Raw genomic sequence first — 19,133 nt, forward strand, 5'->3', positions numbered from 1 at the left:
GCGTTCGGGTCAGGTGTCTCGTTTGGGCCCGTACCCGCGCATCTGGTCGCGCAAGGCTCCGTGGACGGCGCTCGACAGCCACGAGTTCAGGGACTGACCGCTCTGTGCGGCAGCCTCTTCCGCACGCGCCTTCATCTGCTCCACCAGCCGCAGCGTGACCCTGCTGATGTCTCCGGTCATCTCCTCGAAGCTGGGGGCTTCCTCGCCCGTCGTGCTCTTGCGCACATCGATGGAGGCGTCGGTGCCGTCGACCGAGACGTGCACCGTTCGGTCGCCGAGCGCGGCGCTGACCTCGGCCGCGAGCTCCGACAGTGCGGCCAGCAGCACCAAGCGGGCCGGCCCTTCGGTGGCCGCCGCCAGTGCGGCGGCCGTGGCCTGCGTCTTCTCGTCGCCGAGTGCGGCGGCGGCGAGCAGGTTCTCGCCGAGCCTGCTGGTGTACTTGTTCAAATCCATGATGTCAGTCTGACGTCATATATGACATCAGGCAAGCGGCAAAATGACATCATGCCGCTGCCGGTGATATGGATTCGCGTCCTTGTTGCGGCCTGATCGCCGACGACGGTGTCGAGGGCGTGTCCCGGACCGGGTAGCCTTTCTGACCATGACGAACGGTGAATCGACGCCAACGGAGCTGCGTGCGTCCGGCACGGTAGGTGTCGCGATGGTGACCCCCTTCAGTGCCGACGGCAAGCTCGACGTCGATGCCGGGGTCGCGCTGGCGGCCCGCCTGGTCGACCGCGGCGTCGACCTGCTCGCGATCTCGGGGACCACCGGTGAATCGCCGACCACCACCGAATCGGAGAAGGCGGATCTGCTGCGTGCCGTCGTCGATGCCGTCGGCACGCGCGCGACGGTGATCGCGGGCGCGGGCACCTACGACACCGCACATTCGATCGAACTCGCGCGCAACGCGCAGCGGGCGGGTGCGCACGGTTTGCTCGTGGTGACGCCGTACTACTCCCGGCCCTCCCAGGAGGGACTGGTCGCGCATTTCACCGCCGTCGCGGATGCCACCGACCTGCCGGTCACCCTGTACGACATCCCCGGACGATCGGTGGTGCCGATCGCCAGCGACACCATCCGCAAGCTCGCCGAGCATCCGCGCATCGTCGCGGTCAAGGACGCCAAGGGCGACCTGAACATGGGCGCCGAACTCATCGCGAGCACCGGCCTGACGTTCTACTCCGGCGACGACGCGCTCAACCTGCCCTGGCTGTCGGTGGGCGCGGCCGGATTCATCAGCGTCATCGGGCATCTCGCGCCGGAGCGGCTGCGCGCGCTGCTGGAGGCGTACACCGCGGGCGAGGTCGTGCGTGCCCGCGAGATCAACACCACGCTGCTGCCGCTGCACGCCGCGATGGCCAGGTTGGGCGGCGTCGCGATGAGCAAGGGCGGATTGCGGCTGCTCGGAGTGGAGGTCGGCGAGCCGCGGCTGCCCCAGCTGATGCCGACCGGCGAGCAGCTGGAGGCGCTGGCCGCGGACCTGCGAGCGGTCGGAGTGCTGTCGTGAACGAGTCCCTACCCCGTCGCCGCCGCAGCGCGTCCCGCCCCGCGGGAGCGCCCGCACCCGCTCCGGCGCAGCAGGCCGCGCCGCCGGAGCCCGTCGCGCTGCCCGAGCCTCCACTGGCCGAAACGTCGGTTTCCGCCGCACCGGCCGAGCAGCCGGCAGCGCCTGCGCAGACGCGCCGAGCGGCCAGAGGGCAGGATTCCGGGTCCCGTCGAGCGGGCCGCGGACGGGGACAGTCCGGCGCACGGCGGGCCGAAGAGCCTCCGGCGCAAGCGGATCCGATCGCCGCGCACGACCGGCTGGGCGCCCCGCCCGCTCTGCCCGAGAACGGCCTGCGTGTGGTCGCCCTCGGCGGCATCGGCGAAATCGGCCGTAACATGACGGTTTTCGAGTACGGCGGCAAACTGCTCGTCGTCGACTGCGGCGTGCTGTTCCCGGAGGACCAGCAGCCGGGCGTCGATCTGATCCTGCCGGACTTCCGCCCCATCGAGGACCGGATCGACGACGTGGTGGCCGTCGTGCTCACCCACGGACACGAGGACCACATCGGCGCGGTGCCGTTCCTGCTGCGGCTGCGGCCCGACATCCCGGTCGTGGGCTCCAAGTTCACCCTCGCGCTGGTCGCCGCGAAATGCCGGGAACACCGCCTGCACCCGAAGCTGATCGAAGTGACCGAGGGGCAGCAGACCACGCACGGCCCGTTCGGCTGCGAGTACTTCGCCGTCAACCACTCCATTCCCGACGCGCTCGCGGTCGCCATCCGCACGCCCGCCGGCGTCGCCCTGCACACCGGTGACATCAAGCTCGACCAGCTGCCGCTGGACGGACGGCTCACCGACCTGGCCGGATTCTCCCGGCTCGGTGACGAGGGCGTCGACCTGTTCCTGGTGGACTCCACCAACGCCGAGGTGCCCGGATTCGTCACGCCGGAGCGGGAGATCGGCGGCGTGCTGGACTCGGTCATCGGCAAGGCGAACGGCCGGGTCATCGTCGCCTCCTTCGCCAGTCACGTGCACCGCATCCAGCAGGTCGTCGACGTGGCGCAGAAGTACGGGCGGCGGGTGTGCTTCGTGGGCCGCTCGATGGTCCGCAACATGCAGATCGCCCAGGATCTGGGCTACCTCACCGTGCCGGAGGGCGTGGTCGTCGACCTGGATGTCGCCGCCACCTTGCCCAGCCACCGCCTGGTGCTGATCTCCACGGGTTCGCAGGGCGAGCCGCTGTCGGCGCTGTCGCGCATGGCGCGCGGCGATCACCGCCAGATCAACATCCGTCCCGACGACCTGGTGGTGTTGGCCTCCTCGCTCATCCCCGGCAACGAGAACTCGGTGTTCGCGGTGGTCAACGGCCTGGCCCGGCTCGGGGCCACGGTGATCACCCAGCAGAACGCCAAGGTGCACGTCTCCGGGCACGCTTCGGCGGGCGAGCTGCTGTACCTGTACAACGCGGTGCGGCCGACCAATGCGATGCCGGTGCACGGCGAATGGCGCCACCTGCGCGCGAACGCGGCGCTGGCGGTGGCGACCGGAGTGCCGCAGGAGCGGGTGGTGCTGGCCGAGGACGGCGTGGTGGTCGATCTGGTCGACGGCATCGCCTCGGTCGTCGGCCGGGTGCCGGTGGGCCATGTGTACGTCGACGGACTGTCGGTGGGCGACGTCGGGGAGTCGACGCTGTCGGACCGGCTGGTGCTCGGCGAGGGCGGATTCATCTCGATCACCGTCGCCATCGACGAGACCACCGGAAAGGCGGTGAGCACTCCGGAACTGAGCGGACGCGGCTTCTCCGACGACCCCACCGCCCTGCTCGACGCGGCGGAACTGGTGGAAGCCGAACTGCTGCGGCTGGCGGGGGAGGGCGTCACCGACACCCATCGCATCGCGCAGGGCGTGCGCCGCGTGGTCGGCCGCTGGGTGGCCGAGACCTACCGTCGCCGTCCGATGATCGTGCCGACCGTCATCGGGGTCTGACCTCATCGACAGCGAAAGCGCCGGACAGCTGCGCTGTCCGGCGCTTTTCCCGTATCGGTATGCCTACTCCTGGCAGGCCGCCGACTCGATCTTCGCGCTCTTGACGATGTTGCAGGCGAAGGTGTGGTCGACCTTCCACTGGCCGCCCTCGGACACGAACTGGATGAACGCGTCGTCCACCGGGGTGCCGTCGATGGTGACCTTGGCGTCGGCCTTCAGCTTGCCGTCCTTCGGATCACCCACGTTGGTGACCTCGACGGTGACCTTCTGCTTCTTAGCGGCGTCGACGAGGTTGGCGACCAGATAGGGATCCTGCTCGGCGGCCTGGATCCAGCTGATCTTCTCGGTGTTCGGCACGTTCGGATCGAACGCCTTCTGCAGCCGCTCGTTGAGCTGCTGCACGGTGGGCTTCGGCAGTGCGGGCGAGGACGGCGTGGTCGGCGCGGAGCCGGCCTCCTTGTCGCCCTTGCCGGAGCCGCCCTCCAACTCACCGGCCGCGTGGCCGGGGGTGGCGCTGGTGCTCGTGGACGAGGAGTCGTCGTTGGAGGCGCAGGCGGTGAGCGAGCAGGCCAGTGCGGTGAGGACGACGGCCACGGTGGTCCGGAAAGTGCGGTGCTTCACGTTGTTTCCTTCGACTCGAAGTCCGGGCGTCAGCCGTGGTTGGACGTGCAGTTCCAGTGCACGATGTAGGCGTCGGAATCGTTGTGCGCCAGCGCCTGGCCCTGCGCGCTGCGCCGTGACGAGGCGTACCCCCAGCTCCAGGTGCCGGTGCCACTGGAATAGGCGACGGCGCCGCAGCCGTTGCGGAACCAGACCACCGACTCGCAATCCGCCGCGCCGCAGGCGCTCACGGCGCGTTGCTCTGCGGCAGCCGAGTTCGGGTAGTCGTAGGAGTACCCGATCAAACCGGTGGAGGTGGACAGCGCGATCGCGCCGTAGTTGTTGGTGTAGGCATTCGCGGCGGGCGCGCTGACAGCCAGCGCCGCACCGACCGCCGCGAGCGCGGCCACACCGGTAGCAAACTTCTTCACGAGGATTTGCCCCTTCTTGTCATTGGCCCACGACCCGATGGACCGAGTGACAAGGTACAGAGCCGACTCTCATAACGCTAGCCGGAGATTTCCCGGCAGGGAGAGCGGCGAACGCCGTGATCGGCCGCGCGCCGAGGGAGGCTCCCGAGTGGATCGGCGAGTGGCGCCGCGGTTGCGGTGACCGCGGCGCGTCGTGCCGCGCGGCGGCGTGGCCGGGTGGTCGGTATGTTCGGGGGTGTGACTATGGCACAGCGGGAGCGCCGAGGGATCGTCGAGGCGATGCGGGCAGCGGGGCCGGACGCGCGGACGCTCTGCGGTGCGTGGACCGTGCGAGACCTGGCCGCGCACTTGGTGGTTCGGGAACGACGACCCGACGCCGCGCCGGGCATCCTGCTGCGGCCGTTCGCGGGGTATCTGGAGCGCGTGCAGGCGAAGGCGGCGCGCAAGCCGTTCCCCGAGCTGCTGGAGCTGGTGCGTACCGGTCCGCCGTGGTGGTCGCCGCTGCGGCCGGTCGACGCGGTGGTCAACCTGTCGGAGATGTTCGTCCACCACGAGGACGTGCGCCGCGCCGAGCCCGATTGGCAGCCACGCGAACTGCCCGCCGCCGACGAGGACCGGCTGTGGTCGGTGCTGCGGAAGATGGCCGGAATGGCCTACCGCAAGGTGCCGGTCACGGTCGAGTTGGCGACGCCGGACGGCAGGCGGACGGTGGTACGGTCCGCGTCCGAGGACGTCGTCACGCTCACCGGCAAGCCGTCGGAACTGGTGTTGCACGCCTTCGGCCGGGACGAGGTGCGGCTGGAGACCTCCGGGTCCCCCGAGGCCGTCCGGACGGTCCTGGAATCGGACCGATCGGTCTGATTTTGGTGTTCTCGCGCCGTCGGGGGAACCCGGAACCGGCCAAAAGCCGCTAGAGGCGCAACGGCGCCAGTGTTGCGGATGGTTTCGATGGGGCGATTGCGGCTAGCCTGGGGCCATGGCAGGTAAGTCCCGCAGCACCACGACGACTCGGGCGCGGGCGGGATCTGCGCGGGGGAGGACCACCACGGCGCGCTCTCGCGCGGCCACGCCCCGTACCGCGACGCCCCGCACAGCGACGCCCCGGACCGCCACCACGCCCCGCCGGCGCGCCACGCAGGCCCGGCGCCCGGCGCGCCGTCCGTCCGACACGGCTCCGCTCGCGGTGATCACCCGGGGCATCGGCAGCGGCTGGACCATGCTGGCCCGTGGGCTCGGCGCGACCACGCGCGCCCTCAGCCGCGCGGGGGAGATCGAACACGGGCATCGGCGCGACGGCATCGCGCTGGCACTCATCGCGCTGAGCGCCGTGATAGCGGCGGCGGTCTGGTTGTCGGCGGGCGGCCCCATCGGCCATCTGGTCGAGGACGTGATCCGCGCGATCTCCGGATCGGCCTCCGCCGCTCTACCGTTCGTCGCCTCCGGGATCGCCGTCGTCCTGATGCGCACCGAACCGCGCCCGGAGATCCGGCCGCGCCTGGTGCTCGGCGGCCTGCTGATCGGCTTGCCCGCCCTCGGGCTGTGGCATATCGCCGCGGGCGCCCCCACCGACGCGCACGGGCGTTCCCGCGCCGCCGGTTTCGTCGGCTTCGTGACCGGGGGGCCGCTGACCGACGGCCTCACCGCCTGGCTCTCGGTCCCGATCCTGTTGCTGGCCACCGTCTTCGGTGCGCTGCTCATCACCGGGACGACGGTGCGGGAGGTGCCGGCCAAGCTGCGGCGCTACCTCGGCGCCGAGACCGACGACGGATACGGCGAATTCGACGGCGAGCACCGGAACTACGACCCGGCCGACTACGACGCCGACGGATTCCCGGTGCATCGCGCCACCACCAGGCGGCGCGGTCGCACGCCCGCGGAGAACTACCCGCCCGACGAGTTCGGCGATCCCGACGCGGTCACCGAGTCGCTGGGCGAGCCCCCGCTGCGCGACGCCAAGCAGATCGCGGCCGAGGAACCCGCGCCGAAACCGAAGCCGAAGAAGCAGCGCCCCGCCGCGGTCGTGGAGGATCAAACGCCACCGCCGCCGAAACAGCTGGAGTTCGTCACCGATCGCGAGGTCGAGGGCGACTACACGCTGCCGCCGCTGTCGTTGCTGACCGATGGCGATCCGCCCAAGAAACGCAGCGCCGCCAACGAATCGATGATCGAGGCGATCACCGAGGTGCTGGTGCAGTTCAAGATCGACGCGGCGGTGACGGGGTTCGTCCGCGGCCCGACGGTGACGCGCTACGAGGTCGAGCTCGGCCCCGGCGTGAAGGTGGAGAAGATCACCGCGCTGGCGCGCAACATCGCCTACGCCGTCGCCACGGAGAACGTCCGGCTGCTCGCGCCGATCCCGGGCAAGTCCGCCGTCGGCATCGAGGTGCCGAACGCCGACCGTGAGCTGGTCCGGCTGGCCGACGTGCTCAAGGCGCCGTCCACGCGCAACGACCACCATCCGCTGGTGATCGGTCTCGGCAAGAACATCGAGGGCGAGTTCGTCTCGGCGAACCTGGCCAAGATGCCGCACCTGCTGGTCGCGGGTTCCACCGGTTCGGGTAAATCGAGCTTCGTGAACTCGATGCTGGTGTCGCTGCTGCAGCGGGCGACGCCGGACGAGGTGCGGATGATCCTGATCGACCCGAAGATGGTGGAACTTACGCCGTACGAGGGCATTCCGCACCTGATCACGCCGATCATCACCCAGCCGAAGAAGGCCGCGGCCGCGCTGGCCTGGCTGGTCGAGGAGATGGAACAGCGCTACCAGGACATGCAGGCCAACAAGGTGCGCCACATCGACGACTTCAACAAGAAGGTGAAGTCGGGGGCGATCACCGCGCCGCTGGGCAGCGAACGGGTGTACCGGCCCTATCCGTACATCCTGGCCATCGTCGACGAGCTGGCCGACCTCATGATGACCGCTCCGCGCGACGTGGAGGACGCCATCGTCCGCATCACCCAGAAGGCCCGCGCGGCCGGCATCCATCTCGTACTGGCCACGCAGCGGCCCTCGGTGGACGTGGTGACCGGCCTGATCAAGACCAACGTGCCCTCCCGGCTCGCCTTCGCCACGTCCTCGCTGACCGACTCGCGCGTCATCCTCGACCAGCCCGGCGCGGAGAAGCTGATCGGCATGGGCGACGGCCTTTTCCTGCCGATGGGAGCGGGTAAGCCGACCCGGCTGCAGGGCGCGTTCATCAGCGACGAGGAGATCCACGCCGTCGTCGACTTCACCAAGAACCAGGCGGAGCCGGAATACCAAGAGGGCGTCACCGCCGCGAAGGCGGGCGAGAAGAAGGACGTCGACCCCGATATCGGCGACGACCTCGACGTCTTCCTTCAGGCGGTGGAACTCGTCGTCACCTCGCAGTTCGGGTCCACCTCCATGCTCCAGCGCAAGCTGCGCGTCGGTTTCGCCAAGGCGGGACGGTTGATGGACCTCATGGAGACCCGCGGCGTGGTCGGCCCGAGCGAGGGTTCCAAGGCACGCGACGTGCTGGTGAAACCCGATGAGCTGGAAGGCTTGCTGTGGTCGATCCGTGGCGGCGGGGACGGCGAGCCCGCCGAGTCGCCGGAATGATCCGATCGGTTCCCTCGGCGAGATTCGAACTCGCATCTCCCGGAATCTAGGTCCGGCGCCTCTACCGATTGGGCTACGAGGGATCGGTCGCACGAAAAAGGGGTCACTCCAGGCTGTTCGCCGCGGAGTGACCCCCTGCTCGGTACGGGTCTGCGAAAGACACGTTCAGGGGCGGCTCCGCGCGCTCGTGCGCCAAGAGACGGACGAGACCGATAGCACGACGCGGACATGCGACAAACCGCTCGGCAACCCGTGTCGCCCAGTCGTCGCGGTCATCGTCTCGCCTTCCTGTGGTCTGATCTTCGCGGCTCAGAAAGTAGCACCGGATGCCGGTGCCGGGAAGCGCTTTCGCGTCGCCGACGACCCTACCCCGTTCAGTTCCCGGTCGGCCGAGGTGTATCCGCTAGGCGGCAGCCTTTCCGGCTACCGGTCGCGGGAGTGGTGATCGCGGACAACTCGCGACGACTGTGGCGCGGCCGGCCTGGTGAACGCGTGTGGAATTATGGGTGGCAATCATCCCGCAATCGCGCAGTAACGGACAATTCGGGCATTATGGACATCATGTTCTTCGATCGGCACACCGTATGCACGTAACCGCACTCGAATGGGCGATCACCGTCGTGGTGATCCTCGGCCTGTTCGTCTTCGACTTCTTCGCCCATGTCCGCACCCCGCACGAGCCGACCTTCCGGGAATCGGGGTTCTGGTCCGCGGTCTACATCGGGCTGGCGCTGCTGTTCGGCGGCGTGGTCGCCTGGCGGTGGGGCTCGACCTACGCCGGGGAGTACTACGCGGGTTTCGTCACCGAGAAGGCGCTCTCGGTGGACAACCTGTTCGTCTTCCTGATCATCATGGCCACCTTCGCGGTGCCGCGGATCTACCAGCAGAAGGTGCTGCTGATCGGCATCGTGCTCGCACTGGTCATGCGCGGCGCGTTCATCGCCGTCGGCGCGGCCGCCATCAGCGCGTTCAGCTGGGTGTTCTATCTGTTCGGGCTGTTCCTGGTCTACACCGCGGTCAAGCTGTTGCGGGAGAGCGGCCACGAGGTCGAGGTCGAGGAGAAACGAGACAGCAGAATCGTCGCGCTGGCCAAGCGGGTGCTGCCCACGACCGACGAATACGACGGCGACAAGCTGGTCACCAGGGTCGACGGCCGCCGGGCGGTCACGCCGCTGTTGCTGGCGCTGCTGGCCATCGGCTTCGCCGACCTGCTCTTCGCGCTGGACTCCATCCCGGCCATCTACGGCCTGACCGAGCAGCCGTATCTGGTCTTCACCGCGAACGCGTTCGCGCTCATGGGCCTGCGACAGCTGTACTTCCTGATCGGCGGGCTGCTCGACCGGCTGGTGTACCTGTCCTACGGGCTGGCGGCGATCCTCGCGTTCATCGGCGTGAAGCTGGTGCTGCACGCCCTGCACGAGAACACGCTGCCGTTCGTCAACGGCGGCGAGCACGTCGCGGCGCCGGAGATCTCCACACCCGTCTCGCTGGGGGTGATCCTGGTCATCCTGGTGATCGCGACGGTCGCCAGCCTGCTGCGCACGCGGGTCCGAACCGACCGGTAGCCCTCAGGAGGCGAAGGCTCCGAAGACCGGGGCCCACTCCACCGCGCGGACGTCATCGATGAGGTTCTCCCGCGCGAACGGATCCTGGGCGAGCAGGTCCTTCAGTTGCCCCGCGTCCTGCGCTCGGAACAGCAGCAGCGCTCCGGACCCGTCCGGGTACGGACCGCTGCTGAGCAGCGTCCCCGCCTCGAGCAGACCGGCCAGCCAGGCCCGGTGCTCGGGGCGATGGACGTCCCGGCCCGCGGTGGTGGCCTCGGAGTAGACGTAATGGACGGCGAAGATCGGCACGGGTATCGCTTCCTGTGGGGGATGGACTCAGAGCGTCAGCAGCATTCGAGTATTGCCGAGAGTGTTCGGCTTCACATAGCTGAGATCGAGGAATTCGGCCACACCGGTGTCGTAAGACCGGCACATCTCGGCGTACACCTCGGCGGTGACCGGCGTGCCGTCGATCTCGACGAACCCGTGCCTGCCGAAGAACTCCACCTCGAAGGTCAGCACGAACAGCCGCTCCAACTCCAGCTCGCGTGCCACTTCGATCAGCCGCCGCACGATGAGTTTGCCCACACCGCTGCCTTTGACATCGGGGTGCACCGCGACCGTGCGCACTTCCCCGAGATCGGCCCACAGCACGTGCAGCGCGCCGCAGCCGACCACGCGGCCGTCGAGTTCGGCGACCCAGAACTCCTGCACCGCCTCGTAGAGAGTGACCAGGTTCTTCTCCAGCAGGATCCGGCCCGCGTAGACGTCGACGAGGCGCTTGATCTCGGGCACATCGGAGGTTCGCGCGCGTCGGACGACCGGGAGGGAGCTGTGCGCGGCCGAAGCCGCGCCCGGATACGCGTCGCTTGTCGAACCACCTAGTGGTCCCCGAGAGGTCATGGGGTGCACAGTAGTCGGCCCGGCTACCGATAGTCTGAACGTGTGCCGCAGATCCACTCGTTCAGCTCACCGCACCGCGCCGCCCGGCGCGGCGGTCCGGCGAGGCGGCCGTGAGCGAGCCGATCGCCGGTGAGGCGACGGCATGAGCGTGCAACCCGACGAGACGGACCGCCCCTGGAGCGCGCCCGCCCCGCTGCGCCCCGGCTTCGCGCCCGCGCAGGCCGAGAGCGGTCCGCCGCTGCTGAACATCGCGAACGTGCTCACCATGCTGCGCATCGCGATCGTGCCGCTGTTCGTCGTGGCGCTGTTCGCCGGAGACGGTCACCAGACCGGGTGGCGGATCGCCGCCGCGGCCCTGTTCGGCCTCGCCGCGATCACGGATCGGTTCGACGGGCAACTTGCTCGCAAATATGGTTTGGTGACCGACTTCGGCAAACTGGCCGACCCCATCGCGGACAAGGCGCTGATCGGGTCGGCGGTGATCGGCCTGTCCGTGCTCGGCGATCTGGCCTGGTGGATCACTTTGGTGATCTGCGGCCGGGAGATCGGCGTCACGCTGCTGCGCCTGGTCGTCGTGCGGCGCGGGGTGATCCCGGCCGGGCGCGGCGGCAAGCTCAAGACGCTGGTCCAATCGCTGGCCATCGCGATGCTGCTGCTGCCGCTGTCGGGCTGGGCCGCCGGGATCGGCATGCCGCTGATGTACCTGGCGGTCGCGCTGACCGTGGCCACCGGGCTGGACTACGTCGGTCAGGCGGCCCGGGTGTGGTTCGCGGGCGGCTCGGGGCGAAACCGCGGCGTATGAGCGATCCGCTGCTCGCCGACGTGCCCGCCATCGAACTCGTTCGCGCTCTGGTGACGGTGCGGCAAACGGTGGCCACCGCGGAATCGCTGACCGCGGGCCTGCTCGCCGCGACCATCGCCGGGGTGCCGGGCGCCAGCGCCGTGCTGCGCGGCGGGCTGGTGGTGTACGCCACCGACCTCAAGCAGAGCCTCGCGGGCGTCGACGCCGAGGTCCTCGCGGCCGAGGGCCCGGTCGCGGCGAGCACCGCCGAACAGCTGGCCGTCGGCGCCCGCACGCGCTGCGGCGCGGACTGGGGTGTGGGGCTGACCGGCGTGGCCGGCCCCGATTCGCAGGACGGGCACCCGGTGGGCACGGTTTTCCTCGGACTGGCCGGTCCGGGGCATACCGAGGTGGTGCGGTTGAAACTCCCCGGCGACCGGTGGACGATCAGAATCGGTGCGACGCGCACGGCGGTGGCGGAACTGCTGCGGTGTGTGCGGGAGGCGGGCACGGACCCGGCCGACCGCGACGGGCGGAGCGGCTGAGATGTCCCGGCGGGAACCATCCGCCCCGGCTCCGACGTTGTGCCAGAAAGAACGGCATGCGTGGGGTCGAAAATCGCGTCGGCCCGGCGACCGGGAGCGAAGGAGAACGAGATGACGCTGCTGCGAGAGGCGATCGGGGACAGTTTGCGGCGTGCGCGTCTCGCCCAGAACCGGACCTTGCGCGAGGTGTCGACGTCGGCGCGGGTGAGCCTCGGCTATCTCTCCGAAGTCGAGCGGGGCCGCAAGGAGGCCTCCAGCGAATTGCTGGCCGCCATCTGCGAAGCGCTGGACGTGCCGCTGTCGCGGGTGCTGTGGGATGTGAGCACGATCATGGCGGGCGTCGACGGAGCGACCGCCGGTGCGGACGAGGCCGCGACGGCCGCTGCCGAGCCGGAGCGCACCGCGGCCGAGCCCGCCGCGCAGGCCGAGCCGGAGGCCGCGCCCGCGTCGGCCGCCATGTCGGTGGCCGAGCCCGCCGCGCGGCCGCTGCCGCTGGCGGAGGACACCCGGATCGTCATCCCCGCTCCGCGATCGGACATGTTGGTCCTGGTGAAGGGTGCGTGACGGGCGGCGAGAGGCGGCAGCGGCGGCAACGCTGCGGACCGGCGCGGAAAGCGGATAGATTCTCCGTTAGGCGTCGGTTGGGCCGGGTTCGCCCGGCCCGGGTGCCACATGGTGGAGGATAGGCACATATCGAGTGCGTGACGGTCGCGCACTGGAGTCGCGCCCGAGCGCGGCATGTCAGATGGAGGCGGGATCAATCGATGGCTAATCCGTTCGTCAAGGCCTGGAAATACCTGATGGCCCTCTTCGATTCCAAGATCGAGGAGCACGCGGATCCGAAGGTCCAGATTCAGCAGGCTATCGAGGAAGCCCAGCGGCAGCACCAGGCCCTTTCGCAGCAGGCCGCGTCGGTCATCGGCAACCAGCGTCAGCTGGAGATGAAGCTGAACCGGCAGCTGGACGAGGTCGAGAAGCTCAACGCCAACGCGCGCCAGGCCGTCCTGCTGGCCGATCAGGCCACCGCGGCGGGTGACACCGAGAAGGCGATCCAGTACACCAACGCCGCCGAGGCGTTCGCCGCGCAACTGGTCACCGCCGAGCAGTCGGTCGAGGACCTGAAGGTCCTGCACGACCAGTCGCTGCAGGCGGCCGCCCAGGCGAAGAAGGCCGTGGAGCAGAACGCGATGCTGCTGCAGCAGAAGGTCGCCGAGCGCACCAAGCTGCTCAGCCAGCTGGAGCAGGCGAAGATGCAGGAGCAGGTCTCCGCCTCGCTGCAGCAGATGGACTCCACGCTGTCGGCCCCGGGCAGCACGCCGAGCCTGGACGCGGTGCGCGAAAAGATCGAGCGCCGCTACGCCAACGCGCTCGGCGCCGCGGAACTGGCGCAGAACTCGGTGCAGGGCCGCATGCTCGAGGTGCAGCAGGCCAGCATCCAGATGGCCGGGCACAGCAAGCTGGAGCAGATCCGCGCGTCCATGCGCGGTGACCAGCTGCCCGCCGGTGGCGCCCAGCCCGCCATCAACCCGGCACAGGCGGCGCAGCCGCAGATGAACAAGGGACAGGCCGCGCAGCAGTAGCCGCGACCGGGTGTTCGGCGAACACGTGTCGGTGGGGGCTGGTTCACTGGGGGACAAGGCGTGGGGACCCGACCGGCCGGCCGTCGGCCGAGTCGGGTCTCGGTCTGTCCGATGGGTGCGACCGGTGGGAGAGAAGGTATGAGCGGCAGTGCATTTCGCGAGCGGCGCCTCGAGACGCGGCGCCTGCGCGGGACGGCGATGATCCGGGCACAGGCCGCGCTCGCGCCACAGCCGGGCAGCCTGCCGGACAGTCTGCGCGAAGCCGGTGAGCACGCGCTCGTCGCGGTGCGCCGCTGGGCCGATCCACGGGAGCGGGAGTTGCGCCGCCGCCGCAGGGCCCGCCGCCGCAGCTTCCAGCTGGGCACGGTGTCCGGCCTCACCACAGTGGGAACCGTTGGCCTGGTTGCCCTTTCGGCGCCGGTGTGGGCCGTGGTCATGGTCGGCGGCGGCGCGGTGGCGCTGGTTACCGGTGCGGCGCTGAGCACTCGCCGCTATCTGCGACTGCGCGGAGCGCCGCTGCCGCAGGCGGCCTTCATTCCGCGCAAGCTCCCCCCGTTGTGGTCGAAGGCCAGGCCGACGATCGCGCGTCTGGTGCGCGCGGAGAAGGCGTTGCACGGTATGGGCGCCCAGATCGCCCGTTCGCATCGGCTGCCTCCGGACGAACTGGCCGACATGCTCGAAACGGCTGCTTCGGGGGCCGCGGCGCTGCACGCGCTGGCCGCCGACATCACGGCGATGGAACAGGGGCTCGGCGCCATCGGAAGCGCGGATTCCCCCGCGGCGGTGGCGCTCACCGAGAACCTGCGGCTGATCCTGGCCAGGCTCGATGCGGGCGTCGCGGAGTACGAGCAGGTGGTTGCCGCGGCGGGCCGGATTCTCGCGGTCCCGGAGCACACCGTGGTGCGGCACAACTTCGACACCATCGTGGCGGACCTGCGCCACGCCTCCGACCGGCTGGACGGCTGGGCGCAGGCCCTCATCGAGGTGGCCGACAAATCGGTGTCCGCGTCGCAACGGCCACCGATCTGATCGGGTCCGGTCAGCTCGGCCGGTCCCGGCGGCGCAATTCCTCGGCCCTGGCGCGAAACGCCGCGCCGACGAGTTCGCGGCTCTCGGCCATGAGATCGAGAACCTCCCACGACGCCTTGCGTGCGGCCGATCCGACGATGCCCGCGATCGCGGAGCCGTGCCGCCGGGCCGCGGCCGCGAGTTCTTGTGCCAGCTCGTTCGTCTGTTCCATCGAGATCCCGCCGTCAGACGAGATTCAGTGCATGACTGTGTGCTGATTGGGGTGTCTGCGTCATTCGATCATCCCTTCCCTGTTGTCGCGCAGCGCCGTTTGGCGTTCGAGATCAGAGTACATCCGTGCACTGAACTTGCCTCGGTCGCGACCGCGTTGCTGGATCGGGTGGACACCTGAGCACATGTGTCCCGCCGCGGGCCAAGGCGCGGCGCACAGGCGGCCGGTAGGCTGCAGCGATGCGGTTTCTCTCGGCTCGCGAACGCGACGGTGGGGTGATCGGAATGACGAGCAGCCTGGATCGCTGGCTGGTCGGTCGCAGCGCGCGCGTGCGCGCGACGCCGGCGGACCGGGTGCTGAAGGCTCTGAGTACCGCCGCCGACAAGAGTCGATTGTGGATCGGGCTGGGAGCGGTGCTGTTCGTCGCCGGGGATCGCTCGACCCGCCGCGGTGCGGTGCGCGGGCTGCTCGCTCTGAGCATCGCCAGCGGCGTGGCCAACGGGGTGGCCAAGCCGCTGTTCCCGCGCCGCCGTCCGCCGGACGAATCCGTTCCATTCGTGCGCAGGCTGGTCGCTCCGCCGGTCTCCTCGTCGTTTCCCTCGGGGCACGCGGCCTCCGCCGCGGCCTTCGCGACGGGCATGGCGCTGGAATCGCCCCGTGCGGCCGTCGCGGTCGCCCCGGTGGCCGCCGCGGTGGGATATTCGCGGGTGCACATCGGTGTGCACTGGCCCTCCGATGTGGTCGCGGGCGCGCTGTTCGGCGGCGCGATCGCGCTGGCCACCCGGCGGTGGTGGGCGGTGCGCGATGAGGGTCCCGCTGTCCTCGGCCCGGTCGCGCACATCGAACCGCTGCCGCAAGGCGCAGGATTGCTGCTGATCGGCAATCCGCACGCCGGATCGGGCGACGGCGACGATACGCTCGCCGCCCTTCGCACGCGGTTGCCCGCCGCCGACGTGCTCGAACTCGGCGGCGGCGATGATGTCGGGGAGCGGGTCGACGAACTGCTGCGGCGCGACGGCATCCGTGCTCTCGGCGTCGTCGGCGGGGACGGCACGGTGTCGGCCGTCGCCGAGTACGCGGTGCGGCACCGGTTGCCGCTGGCGGTCTTCGCCGGTGGCACGCTGAACCACTTCGCCAGGGACGCCGGAGTGGCGGAGGTCGATGTGACCGTCGCCGGGCTGGAAGCGGGCGAAGCGGTGGCCGTCGACGTGGCGCAGGTTCGCTTCGACGGCGCCGAGCCGCGGACCTTCGTCAACACCGCCAGTCTCGGTGGCTATCCCGATTTCGTTCGCGTCCGCGAGCGCTGGGAACGCCGGATCGGCAAATGGCCCGCGGCGGGAATCGCCATGGTGCGCGTGCTCTTCCGGGCCCAGCCCCTGCACGTCATCGTCGATGGCACGCGCACCGCGCTGTGGATGCTGTTCGTCGGCAACGGCGCCTACCACCCGGCCGACCAGATCCCGATGTCGCGTCCGGAGTTGCACGGCGGCACGCTCGATGTCCGCTACCTGCGTGCCGACGTCCCGTTCTCGCGGTTGCGGCTGGTCTTCGCGACGTTCACCGGCACGCTGGAGTATTCGCCCACCTATCGGCACCGCAGGGTCTCCCGCGTGGAGGTGCGGGTCACCGGCGAGCCGGTGTCGCTGGCCACCGACGGCGAGGTGGACCATCGTGGCACGGACTTCCGGTTCACCAGCGGCCCGTCGGCGCTGACGCTGATCAAGAGCGGCCGCGCGCAGGCCCGTCCATAGCGCGCCGGATCCTGATAGCTAGCAGATAGCTGTTTTATCCTCCTGCTGCGGCGTGTCGTCGAATTGCCAGGCGAGTCCGGTTTGATCGGCCGAAGTACGGGTAGTTGCCACCCTGTAGCTGATCACCTCCGGCCTCGTCTGGGGCCGGGCACATGCACTACTGGCAGGAGCACGTCATGCTCGATGTTTCCCATCGTCGATCGCTGCTCGACCAGGACACGCAGCGGCTGGACGTCAGCCGGTATCTGACGTATGACAGCGCCGAGGACCCGGTGCGGCTGTCGCGCAGAGCGCAGCACGTGGCCGCGGCCCCCGACGCCACCGATCGACCCATCAGCGATTGAACTCTTTTCCCAGCACGGGCGGTGGCCAGCCGCGGTCTGTCGGGCTGCGCATCGCACGGACGAACTGCGGAGGAACCCATGACTGAAATGCTGGAAACGCTCATCGGCAGCTCGGTGTACGGCCCCGAAGGCGAGAAGATCGGCAAGGTCAAACGGGTCTACGTCGACAACAATTCCGGATCACCCACCTGGATCGCGGTATCCACCGGCCTGTTCAGCGCCGACGCGTTGGTCCCGCTGGCCGGCGCCGAACACCGCCCCGAGTCGGCGGTGTTGCAGGTGCGAGTCGGCAAGGACGCGGTCAAGGCCTCGCCGCAGCTCGACCACAACGGCCAGATCAGCCCGCAGGCCGAGCAGGAACTGTTCGACCACTACCAGATCGATCCGGATCAGTCCGCCTGGGACGTCTACGGCAGGCAGCCGGTGCCGCAGCCGCCGCGCGCCCGCCCCGCGATGACCCGTCCGCCGCAGCGGCGGACCGGTGATCCGGAAGACGTCGCGACGGCGCGCAGGCGCAACCACGCGGGTCCGGACGAGGAGACCTTGCCGATGCCGCCGACCGGCGACCGGTCGCGCGTGGGCCGGGAACCGACGGTCGATCCCTACGCGATCGACACGGCCGATCTGGGTATGCGGGAACCGGATGGCATGCCGCAGGACGATCCGCTGGCCGGAGAGCTGCCGGACGCCGAGCGTCAAGGCTGAGCGGTACGTTGCCGATGCTGGTGCGCGCGTCCGCCGACGCGCGCACCAGCGTCTGTGTTCCGGACGGGGAACGACCGGTCGGCGCCGAAACCCCGATCGCCGCGTGCCCAGCCGGGCCGCGGAGTAAGGGTGAACCCTGATTTCAACCCCGAAATGCCTTCTCACCTGGTGATTCCCGCTGATCCGAGTGTCATGCTCGAAGCGGAAACCGACTCATGGAGGCATCGAAATGTTGTGGAAGATCATCGGCATCGTCGCGGTCGTCTGGATCGCGCTGGCCGTCATCGGCGCGCTGATCAAAGGCCTGTTCCCGATCCTGGTCATCAGCGCCATCGTGTTCGGGCTGTACCTGCTGTACAAGGCGGTGTCGGGGTCGGACAACTCGACGGTGAGCAAGCTGTAGCGGCGGACGCCGCGACGCGGGAGTGATCGGCCCGCCCGAGGGTGTGGCAGGCTAGGCGGATGCGAGTAGCCGTCGTCGCAGGGCCCGATCCCGGTCACGCATTCCCCGCTATCGCGTTGTGCTCCCAATTCCTGGCGGCCGGTGACGAGCCGGTCCTGTTCACCGGTCCGCGGTGGTTCGACGCGGCACTCGCCGCCGGAATCGGGGTGCGCAGACTCAAAGGCCTTGCGCCGCGACCGGTGGACGACGACGCCGACGCCGGGCAGCGCATCCACGAGCGGGCCGCGCACATCTCCACCGAGATCCTGCCCGAACTCAGCGCCATGCTGCCCGAACTGGTGATCTCCGACGTGCTGACCGCGGGCGGCGGCATGGCCGCCGAGCGGCTCGGCGTTCCGTGGGTGGAACTGTCCCCGCACCCGCTGTACCTGCCGTCGAAGGGGTTGCCGCCCATCGGGAGCGGGCTCGCGCCAGGTGTGGGCCTGCGCGGACGGGTGCGCGACGGCGTGCTGCGCGGCCTGACCGCGCGTGCTCTGCGCAACGGGCGTCGCCAGCGCGGGCGGGCGCGCGAGAGCGTCGGTCTCCCGGCCGACGATCCCGGCCCCGCCGCTCGCCTGATCGCCACCCTGCCCGCGCTCGAGGTACCGCGCCCGGACTGGCCGGAGAACGCCCACGTGATCGGCCCGCTGCTGTGGGAGCCGACCGACGCGATCCTCGATCTCCCGCCCGGGGACGCACCGCTGGTCATGGTCGCCCCATCGACCGCGCACACCGGTGTGGCGGGCATGGTCGAGACCGTCCTGGAGGCGCTGGAGGGAACCGGTGTCCGCGTGGCCATTTCGATGCTGGACACGCCGCCCGCCGATCTGCCGCCGTGGGCCACGGCGGGGCTGGGGCGGCAGGACGAACTGCTGACCCACGCGTCCGTCGTCGTCGGCGGCGGCGGTCACGGACTGCTGGCCAAGACGTTGTCCGCCGGGGTGCCGATCGTCACCGTTCCCGGCGGCGGCGACCAGTGGGAGTTGGCCAATCGCGTGGCGCGGCAAGGCAGTTCGATTGTCGTCCGGCCGCTGTCGCCCGAGGCCGTTCGCGCCGCGGTCGGTGCGATCCTCGCCGATCCCCGCTACACCCGAGCGGCGCAGGAGGCCGCGGCCACCCCCGATTTCCCGGATCCGGTCGCCCTGTGCCACCAGGTCCGCCAAGCCGTTCACTCGTGACCGGAGCGGGTGCCGGTGTGCCCCTGACCAGCGAA

21 protein-coding genes and 1 tRNA gene are annotated in these 19,133 nt (G+C 69.8%); 15 read left to right on the plus strand and 7 right to left on the minus strand.

Translation table 11 applies throughout. The annotated features are described in order from the left end of the window. Nucleotides 1–9: 9 nt before the first annotated feature. Complete coding sequence (locus U3653_RS13035; RefSeq protein ID WP_195078826.1) at nt 10–453, minus strand: hypothetical protein; 444 nt, start codon at nt 451–453, stop codon at nt 10–12. A 148-nt stretch (nt 454–601) separates the two neighbouring features. Between U3653_RS13035 and dapA the strand changes: the two genes are divergently transcribed. Next, nucleotides 602–1,510, plus strand: coding sequence for a 4-hydroxy-tetrahydrodipicolinate synthase (gene dapA, locus U3653_RS13040; RefSeq protein WP_195078827.1), 909 nt, complete (start codon nt 602–604; stop codon nt 1,508–1,510). Further along, entirely contained in the window at nt 1,507–3,474 is a 1,968-nt protein-coding gene (locus tag U3653_RS13045) for a ribonuclease J (protein WP_323124731.1), read from the plus strand. Before dapA ends, U3653_RS13045 begins: the two co-directional genes overlap by 4 nt. 63 nt (nt 3,475–3,537) lie before the next feature. Here U3653_RS13045 and U3653_RS13050 read toward each other — a convergent pair whose 3' ends face one another. Then, nucleotides 3,538–4,095: a WKL family lipoprotein gene (locus U3653_RS13050; protein WP_195078828.1), complete on the minus strand. Its 558-nt coding sequence runs from the start codon at nt 4,093–4,095 to the stop codon at nt 3,538–3,540. A 29-nt stretch (nt 4,096–4,124) separates the two neighbouring features. Further along, a complete protein-coding gene (locus tag U3653_RS13055) occupies nt 4,125–4,505 on the minus strand; it encodes a DUF4189 domain-containing protein (protein WP_323124732.1) in 381 nt (126 codons plus the stop codon). A 237-nt stretch (nt 4,506–4,742) separates the two neighbouring features. Here U3653_RS13055 and U3653_RS13060 point away from each other — a divergent pair, with 237 nt between their 5' ends. Beyond that, nucleotides 4,743–5,366 (plus strand): TIGR03085 family metal-binding protein, encoded by a 624-nt coding sequence (locus tag U3653_RS13060; RefSeq protein WP_195078829.1) that lies wholly within the window; start codon nt 4,743–4,745, stop codon nt 5,364–5,366. Between the two features lie 115 nt (nt 5,367–5,481). Then, complete coding sequence (locus U3653_RS13065; RefSeq protein ID WP_195078830.1) at nt 5,482–8,085, plus strand: DNA translocase FtsK; 2,604 nt, start codon at nt 5,482–5,484, stop codon at nt 8,083–8,085. Between the two features lie 9 nt (nt 8,086–8,094). Here the strand turns inward: U3653_RS13065 and U3653_RS13070 are convergent. Further along, a tRNA-Leu gene (locus U3653_RS13070) sits at nt 8,095–8,168 on the minus strand. A 501-nt stretch (nt 8,169–8,669) separates the two neighbouring features. Here U3653_RS13070 and U3653_RS13075 point away from each other — a divergent pair. After that, nucleotides 8,670–9,650 (plus strand): TerC family protein, encoded by a 981-nt coding sequence (locus U3653_RS13075; RefSeq protein ID WP_195078831.1) that lies wholly within the window; start codon nt 8,670–8,672, stop codon nt 9,648–9,650. A 3-nt stretch (nt 9,651–9,653) separates the two neighbouring features. Here the strand turns inward: U3653_RS13075 and U3653_RS13080 are convergent, their stop codons facing one another. Both U3653_RS13080 and U3653_RS13085 read right to left on the minus strand, forming a co-directional pair. Next, entirely contained in the window at nt 9,654–9,938 is a 285-nt protein-coding gene (locus U3653_RS13080; protein ID WP_195078832.1) for a YciI family protein, read from the minus strand. Between the two features lie 27 nt (nt 9,939–9,965). Continuing rightward, the gene (locus U3653_RS13085; protein WP_195078833.1) at nt 9,966–10,532 is read right to left on the minus strand and encodes an amino-acid N-acetyltransferase; all 567 of its coding nucleotides are present in this window, start codon (nt 10,530–10,532) and stop codon (nt 9,966–9,968) included. 142 nt (nt 10,533–10,674) lie between these two features. Between U3653_RS13085 and pgsA the strand changes: the two genes are divergently transcribed. From pgsA to pspM, 5 genes are all read left to right on the plus strand, one after another. Further along, entirely contained in the window at nt 10,675–11,334 is a 660-nt protein-coding gene (gene pgsA, locus U3653_RS13090) for a CDP-diacylglycerol--glycerol-3-phosphate 3-phosphatidyltransferase (RefSeq protein ID WP_195078834.1), read from the plus strand. Further along, on the plus strand, nt 11,331–11,858 hold the full coding sequence (locus U3653_RS13095; RefSeq protein ID WP_195078835.1) for a CinA family protein: 528 nt from the start codon (nt 11,331–11,333) through the stop codon (nt 11,856–11,858). The genes pgsA and U3653_RS13095 overlap by 4 nt, the downstream gene beginning before the upstream one ends. A 111-nt stretch (nt 11,859–11,969) precedes the next feature. Beyond that, nucleotides 11,970–12,422, plus strand: a complete 453-nt coding sequence (locus U3653_RS13100; protein ID WP_195078836.1) for a helix-turn-helix domain-containing protein — start codon at nt 11,970–11,972, stop codon at nt 12,420–12,422. Nucleotides 12,423–12,622: 200 nt separating this feature from the next. Then, complete coding sequence (pspA, locus tag U3653_RS13105) at nt 12,623–13,438, plus strand: phage shock protein PspA (protein ID WP_195078837.1); 816 nt, start codon at nt 12,623–12,625, stop codon at nt 13,436–13,438. Between the two features lie 138 nt (nt 13,439–13,576). Then, complete coding sequence (gene pspM, locus U3653_RS13110) at nt 13,577–14,467, plus strand: phage shock envelope stress response protein PspM (RefSeq protein ID WP_323124733.1); 891 nt, start codon at nt 13,577–13,579, stop codon at nt 14,465–14,467. A gap of 10 nt (nt 14,468–14,477) precedes the next feature. Here the strand turns inward: pspM and U3653_RS13115 are convergent, their stop codons facing one another. Further along, nucleotides 14,478–14,678: a hypothetical protein gene (locus tag U3653_RS13115; RefSeq protein WP_067809022.1), complete on the minus strand. Its 201-nt coding sequence runs from the start codon at nt 14,676–14,678 to the stop codon at nt 14,478–14,480. Between the two features lie 284 nt (nt 14,679–14,962). Here U3653_RS13115 and U3653_RS13120 point away from each other — a divergent pair, with 284 nt between their 5' ends. The 5 genes from U3653_RS13120 to U3653_RS13140 all read left to right on the plus strand — a co-directional run bounded on the left by U3653_RS13120 (nt 14,963) and on the right by U3653_RS13140 (nt 19,098). Beyond that, on the plus strand, nt 14,963–16,429 hold the full coding sequence (locus tag U3653_RS13120; protein WP_195078838.1) for a bifunctional phosphatase PAP2/diacylglycerol kinase family protein: 1,467 nt from the start codon (nt 14,963–14,965) through the stop codon (nt 16,427–16,429). A gap of 176 nt (nt 16,430–16,605) precedes the next feature. Beyond that, on the plus strand, nt 16,606–16,773 hold the full coding sequence (locus U3653_RS13125) for a CXC family chemokine (RefSeq protein WP_195078839.1): 168 nt from the start codon (nt 16,606–16,608) through the stop codon (nt 16,771–16,773). A 78-nt stretch (nt 16,774–16,851) separates the two neighbouring features. Then, nucleotides 16,852–17,478: a PRC-barrel domain-containing protein gene (locus U3653_RS13130; protein ID WP_195078840.1), complete on the plus strand. Its 627-nt coding sequence runs from the start codon at nt 16,852–16,854 to the stop codon at nt 17,476–17,478. 229 nt (nt 17,479–17,707) lie between these two features. Then, nucleotides 17,708–17,881 carry a hypothetical protein gene (locus tag U3653_RS13135; protein ID WP_039799283.1) on the plus strand — a complete coding sequence of 58 codons (174 nt, stop codon included), beginning with the start codon at nt 17,708–17,710 and terminating at the stop codon, nt 17,879–17,881. A gap of 59 nt (nt 17,882–17,940) precedes the next feature. After that, nucleotides 17,941–19,098 carry a glycosyltransferase gene (locus U3653_RS13140; RefSeq protein ID WP_195078841.1) on the plus strand — a complete coding sequence of 386 codons (1,158 nt, stop codon included), beginning with the start codon at nt 17,941–17,943 and terminating at the stop codon, nt 19,096–19,098. The last annotated feature ends 35 nt before the right edge of the window (nt 19,099–19,133 follow it).

Source organism: Nocardia implantans, assembly GCF_035544775.1.
Lineage (GTDB): Bacteria > Actinomycetota > Actinomycetes > Mycobacteriales > Mycobacteriaceae > Nocardia > Nocardia implantans.

What these genes read in the sequence shown, in the direction of transcription:
- U3653_RS13100 (WP_195078836.1), top strand. Translation starts at nt 11,970, where the DNA reads ATGACGCTGCTGCGAGAGGCGATCGGGGACAGTTTGCGGCGTGCGCGT.
- pgsA (WP_195078834.1), top strand. Translation starts at nt 10,675, where the DNA reads ATGAGCGTGCAACCCGACGAGACGGACCGCCCCTGGAGCGCGCCCGCC.
- U3653_RS13135 (WP_039799283.1), top strand. Translation starts at nt 17,708, where the DNA reads ATGTTGTGGAAGATCATCGGCATCGTCGCGGTCGTCTGGATCGCGCTG.
- U3653_RS13085 (WP_195078833.1), bottom strand. Translation starts at nt 10,532, where the DNA reads ATGACCTCTCGGGGACCACTAGGTGGTTCGACAAGCGACGCGTATCCG.
- pspM (WP_323124733.1), top strand. Translation starts at nt 13,577, where the DNA reads ATGAGCGGCAGTGCATTTCGCGAGCGGCGCCTCGAGACGCGGCGCCTG.
- U3653_RS13095 (WP_195078835.1), top strand. Translation starts at nt 11,331, where the DNA reads ATGAGCGATCCGCTGCTCGCCGACGTGCCCGCCATCGAACTCGTTCGC.
- U3653_RS13120 (WP_195078838.1), top strand. Translation starts at nt 14,963, where the DNA reads ATGACGAGCAGCCTGGATCGCTGGCTGGTCGGTCGCAGCGCGCGCGTG.
- U3653_RS13075 (WP_195078831.1), top strand. Translation starts at nt 8,670, where the DNA reads ATGCACGTAACCGCACTCGAATGGGCGATCACCGTCGTGGTGATCCTC.
- dapA (WP_195078827.1), top strand. Translation starts at nt 602, where the DNA reads ATGACGAACGGTGAATCGACGCCAACGGAGCTGCGTGCGTCCGGCACG.
- U3653_RS13035 (WP_195078826.1), bottom strand. Translation starts at nt 453, where the DNA reads ATGGATTTGAACAAGTACACCAGCAGGCTCGGCGAGAACCTGCTCGCC.
- U3653_RS13115 (WP_067809022.1), bottom strand. Translation starts at nt 14,678, where the DNA reads ATGGAACAGACGAACGAGCTGGCACAAGAACTCGCGGCCGCGGCCCGG.
- U3653_RS13065 (WP_195078830.1), top strand. Translation starts at nt 5,482, where the DNA reads ATGGCAGGTAAGTCCCGCAGCACCACGACGACTCGGGCGCGGGCGGGA.
- U3653_RS13140 (WP_195078841.1), top strand. Translation starts at nt 17,941, where the DNA reads ATGCGAGTAGCCGTCGTCGCAGGGCCCGATCCCGGTCACGCATTCCCC.
- U3653_RS13125 (WP_195078839.1), top strand. Translation starts at nt 16,606, where the DNA reads ATGCTCGATGTTTCCCATCGTCGATCGCTGCTCGACCAGGACACGCAG.
- pspA (WP_195078837.1), top strand. Translation starts at nt 12,623, where the DNA reads ATGGCTAATCCGTTCGTCAAGGCCTGGAAATACCTGATGGCCCTCTTC.
- U3653_RS13130 (WP_195078840.1), top strand. Translation starts at nt 16,852, where the DNA reads ATGACTGAAATGCTGGAAACGCTCATCGGCAGCTCGGTGTACGGCCCC.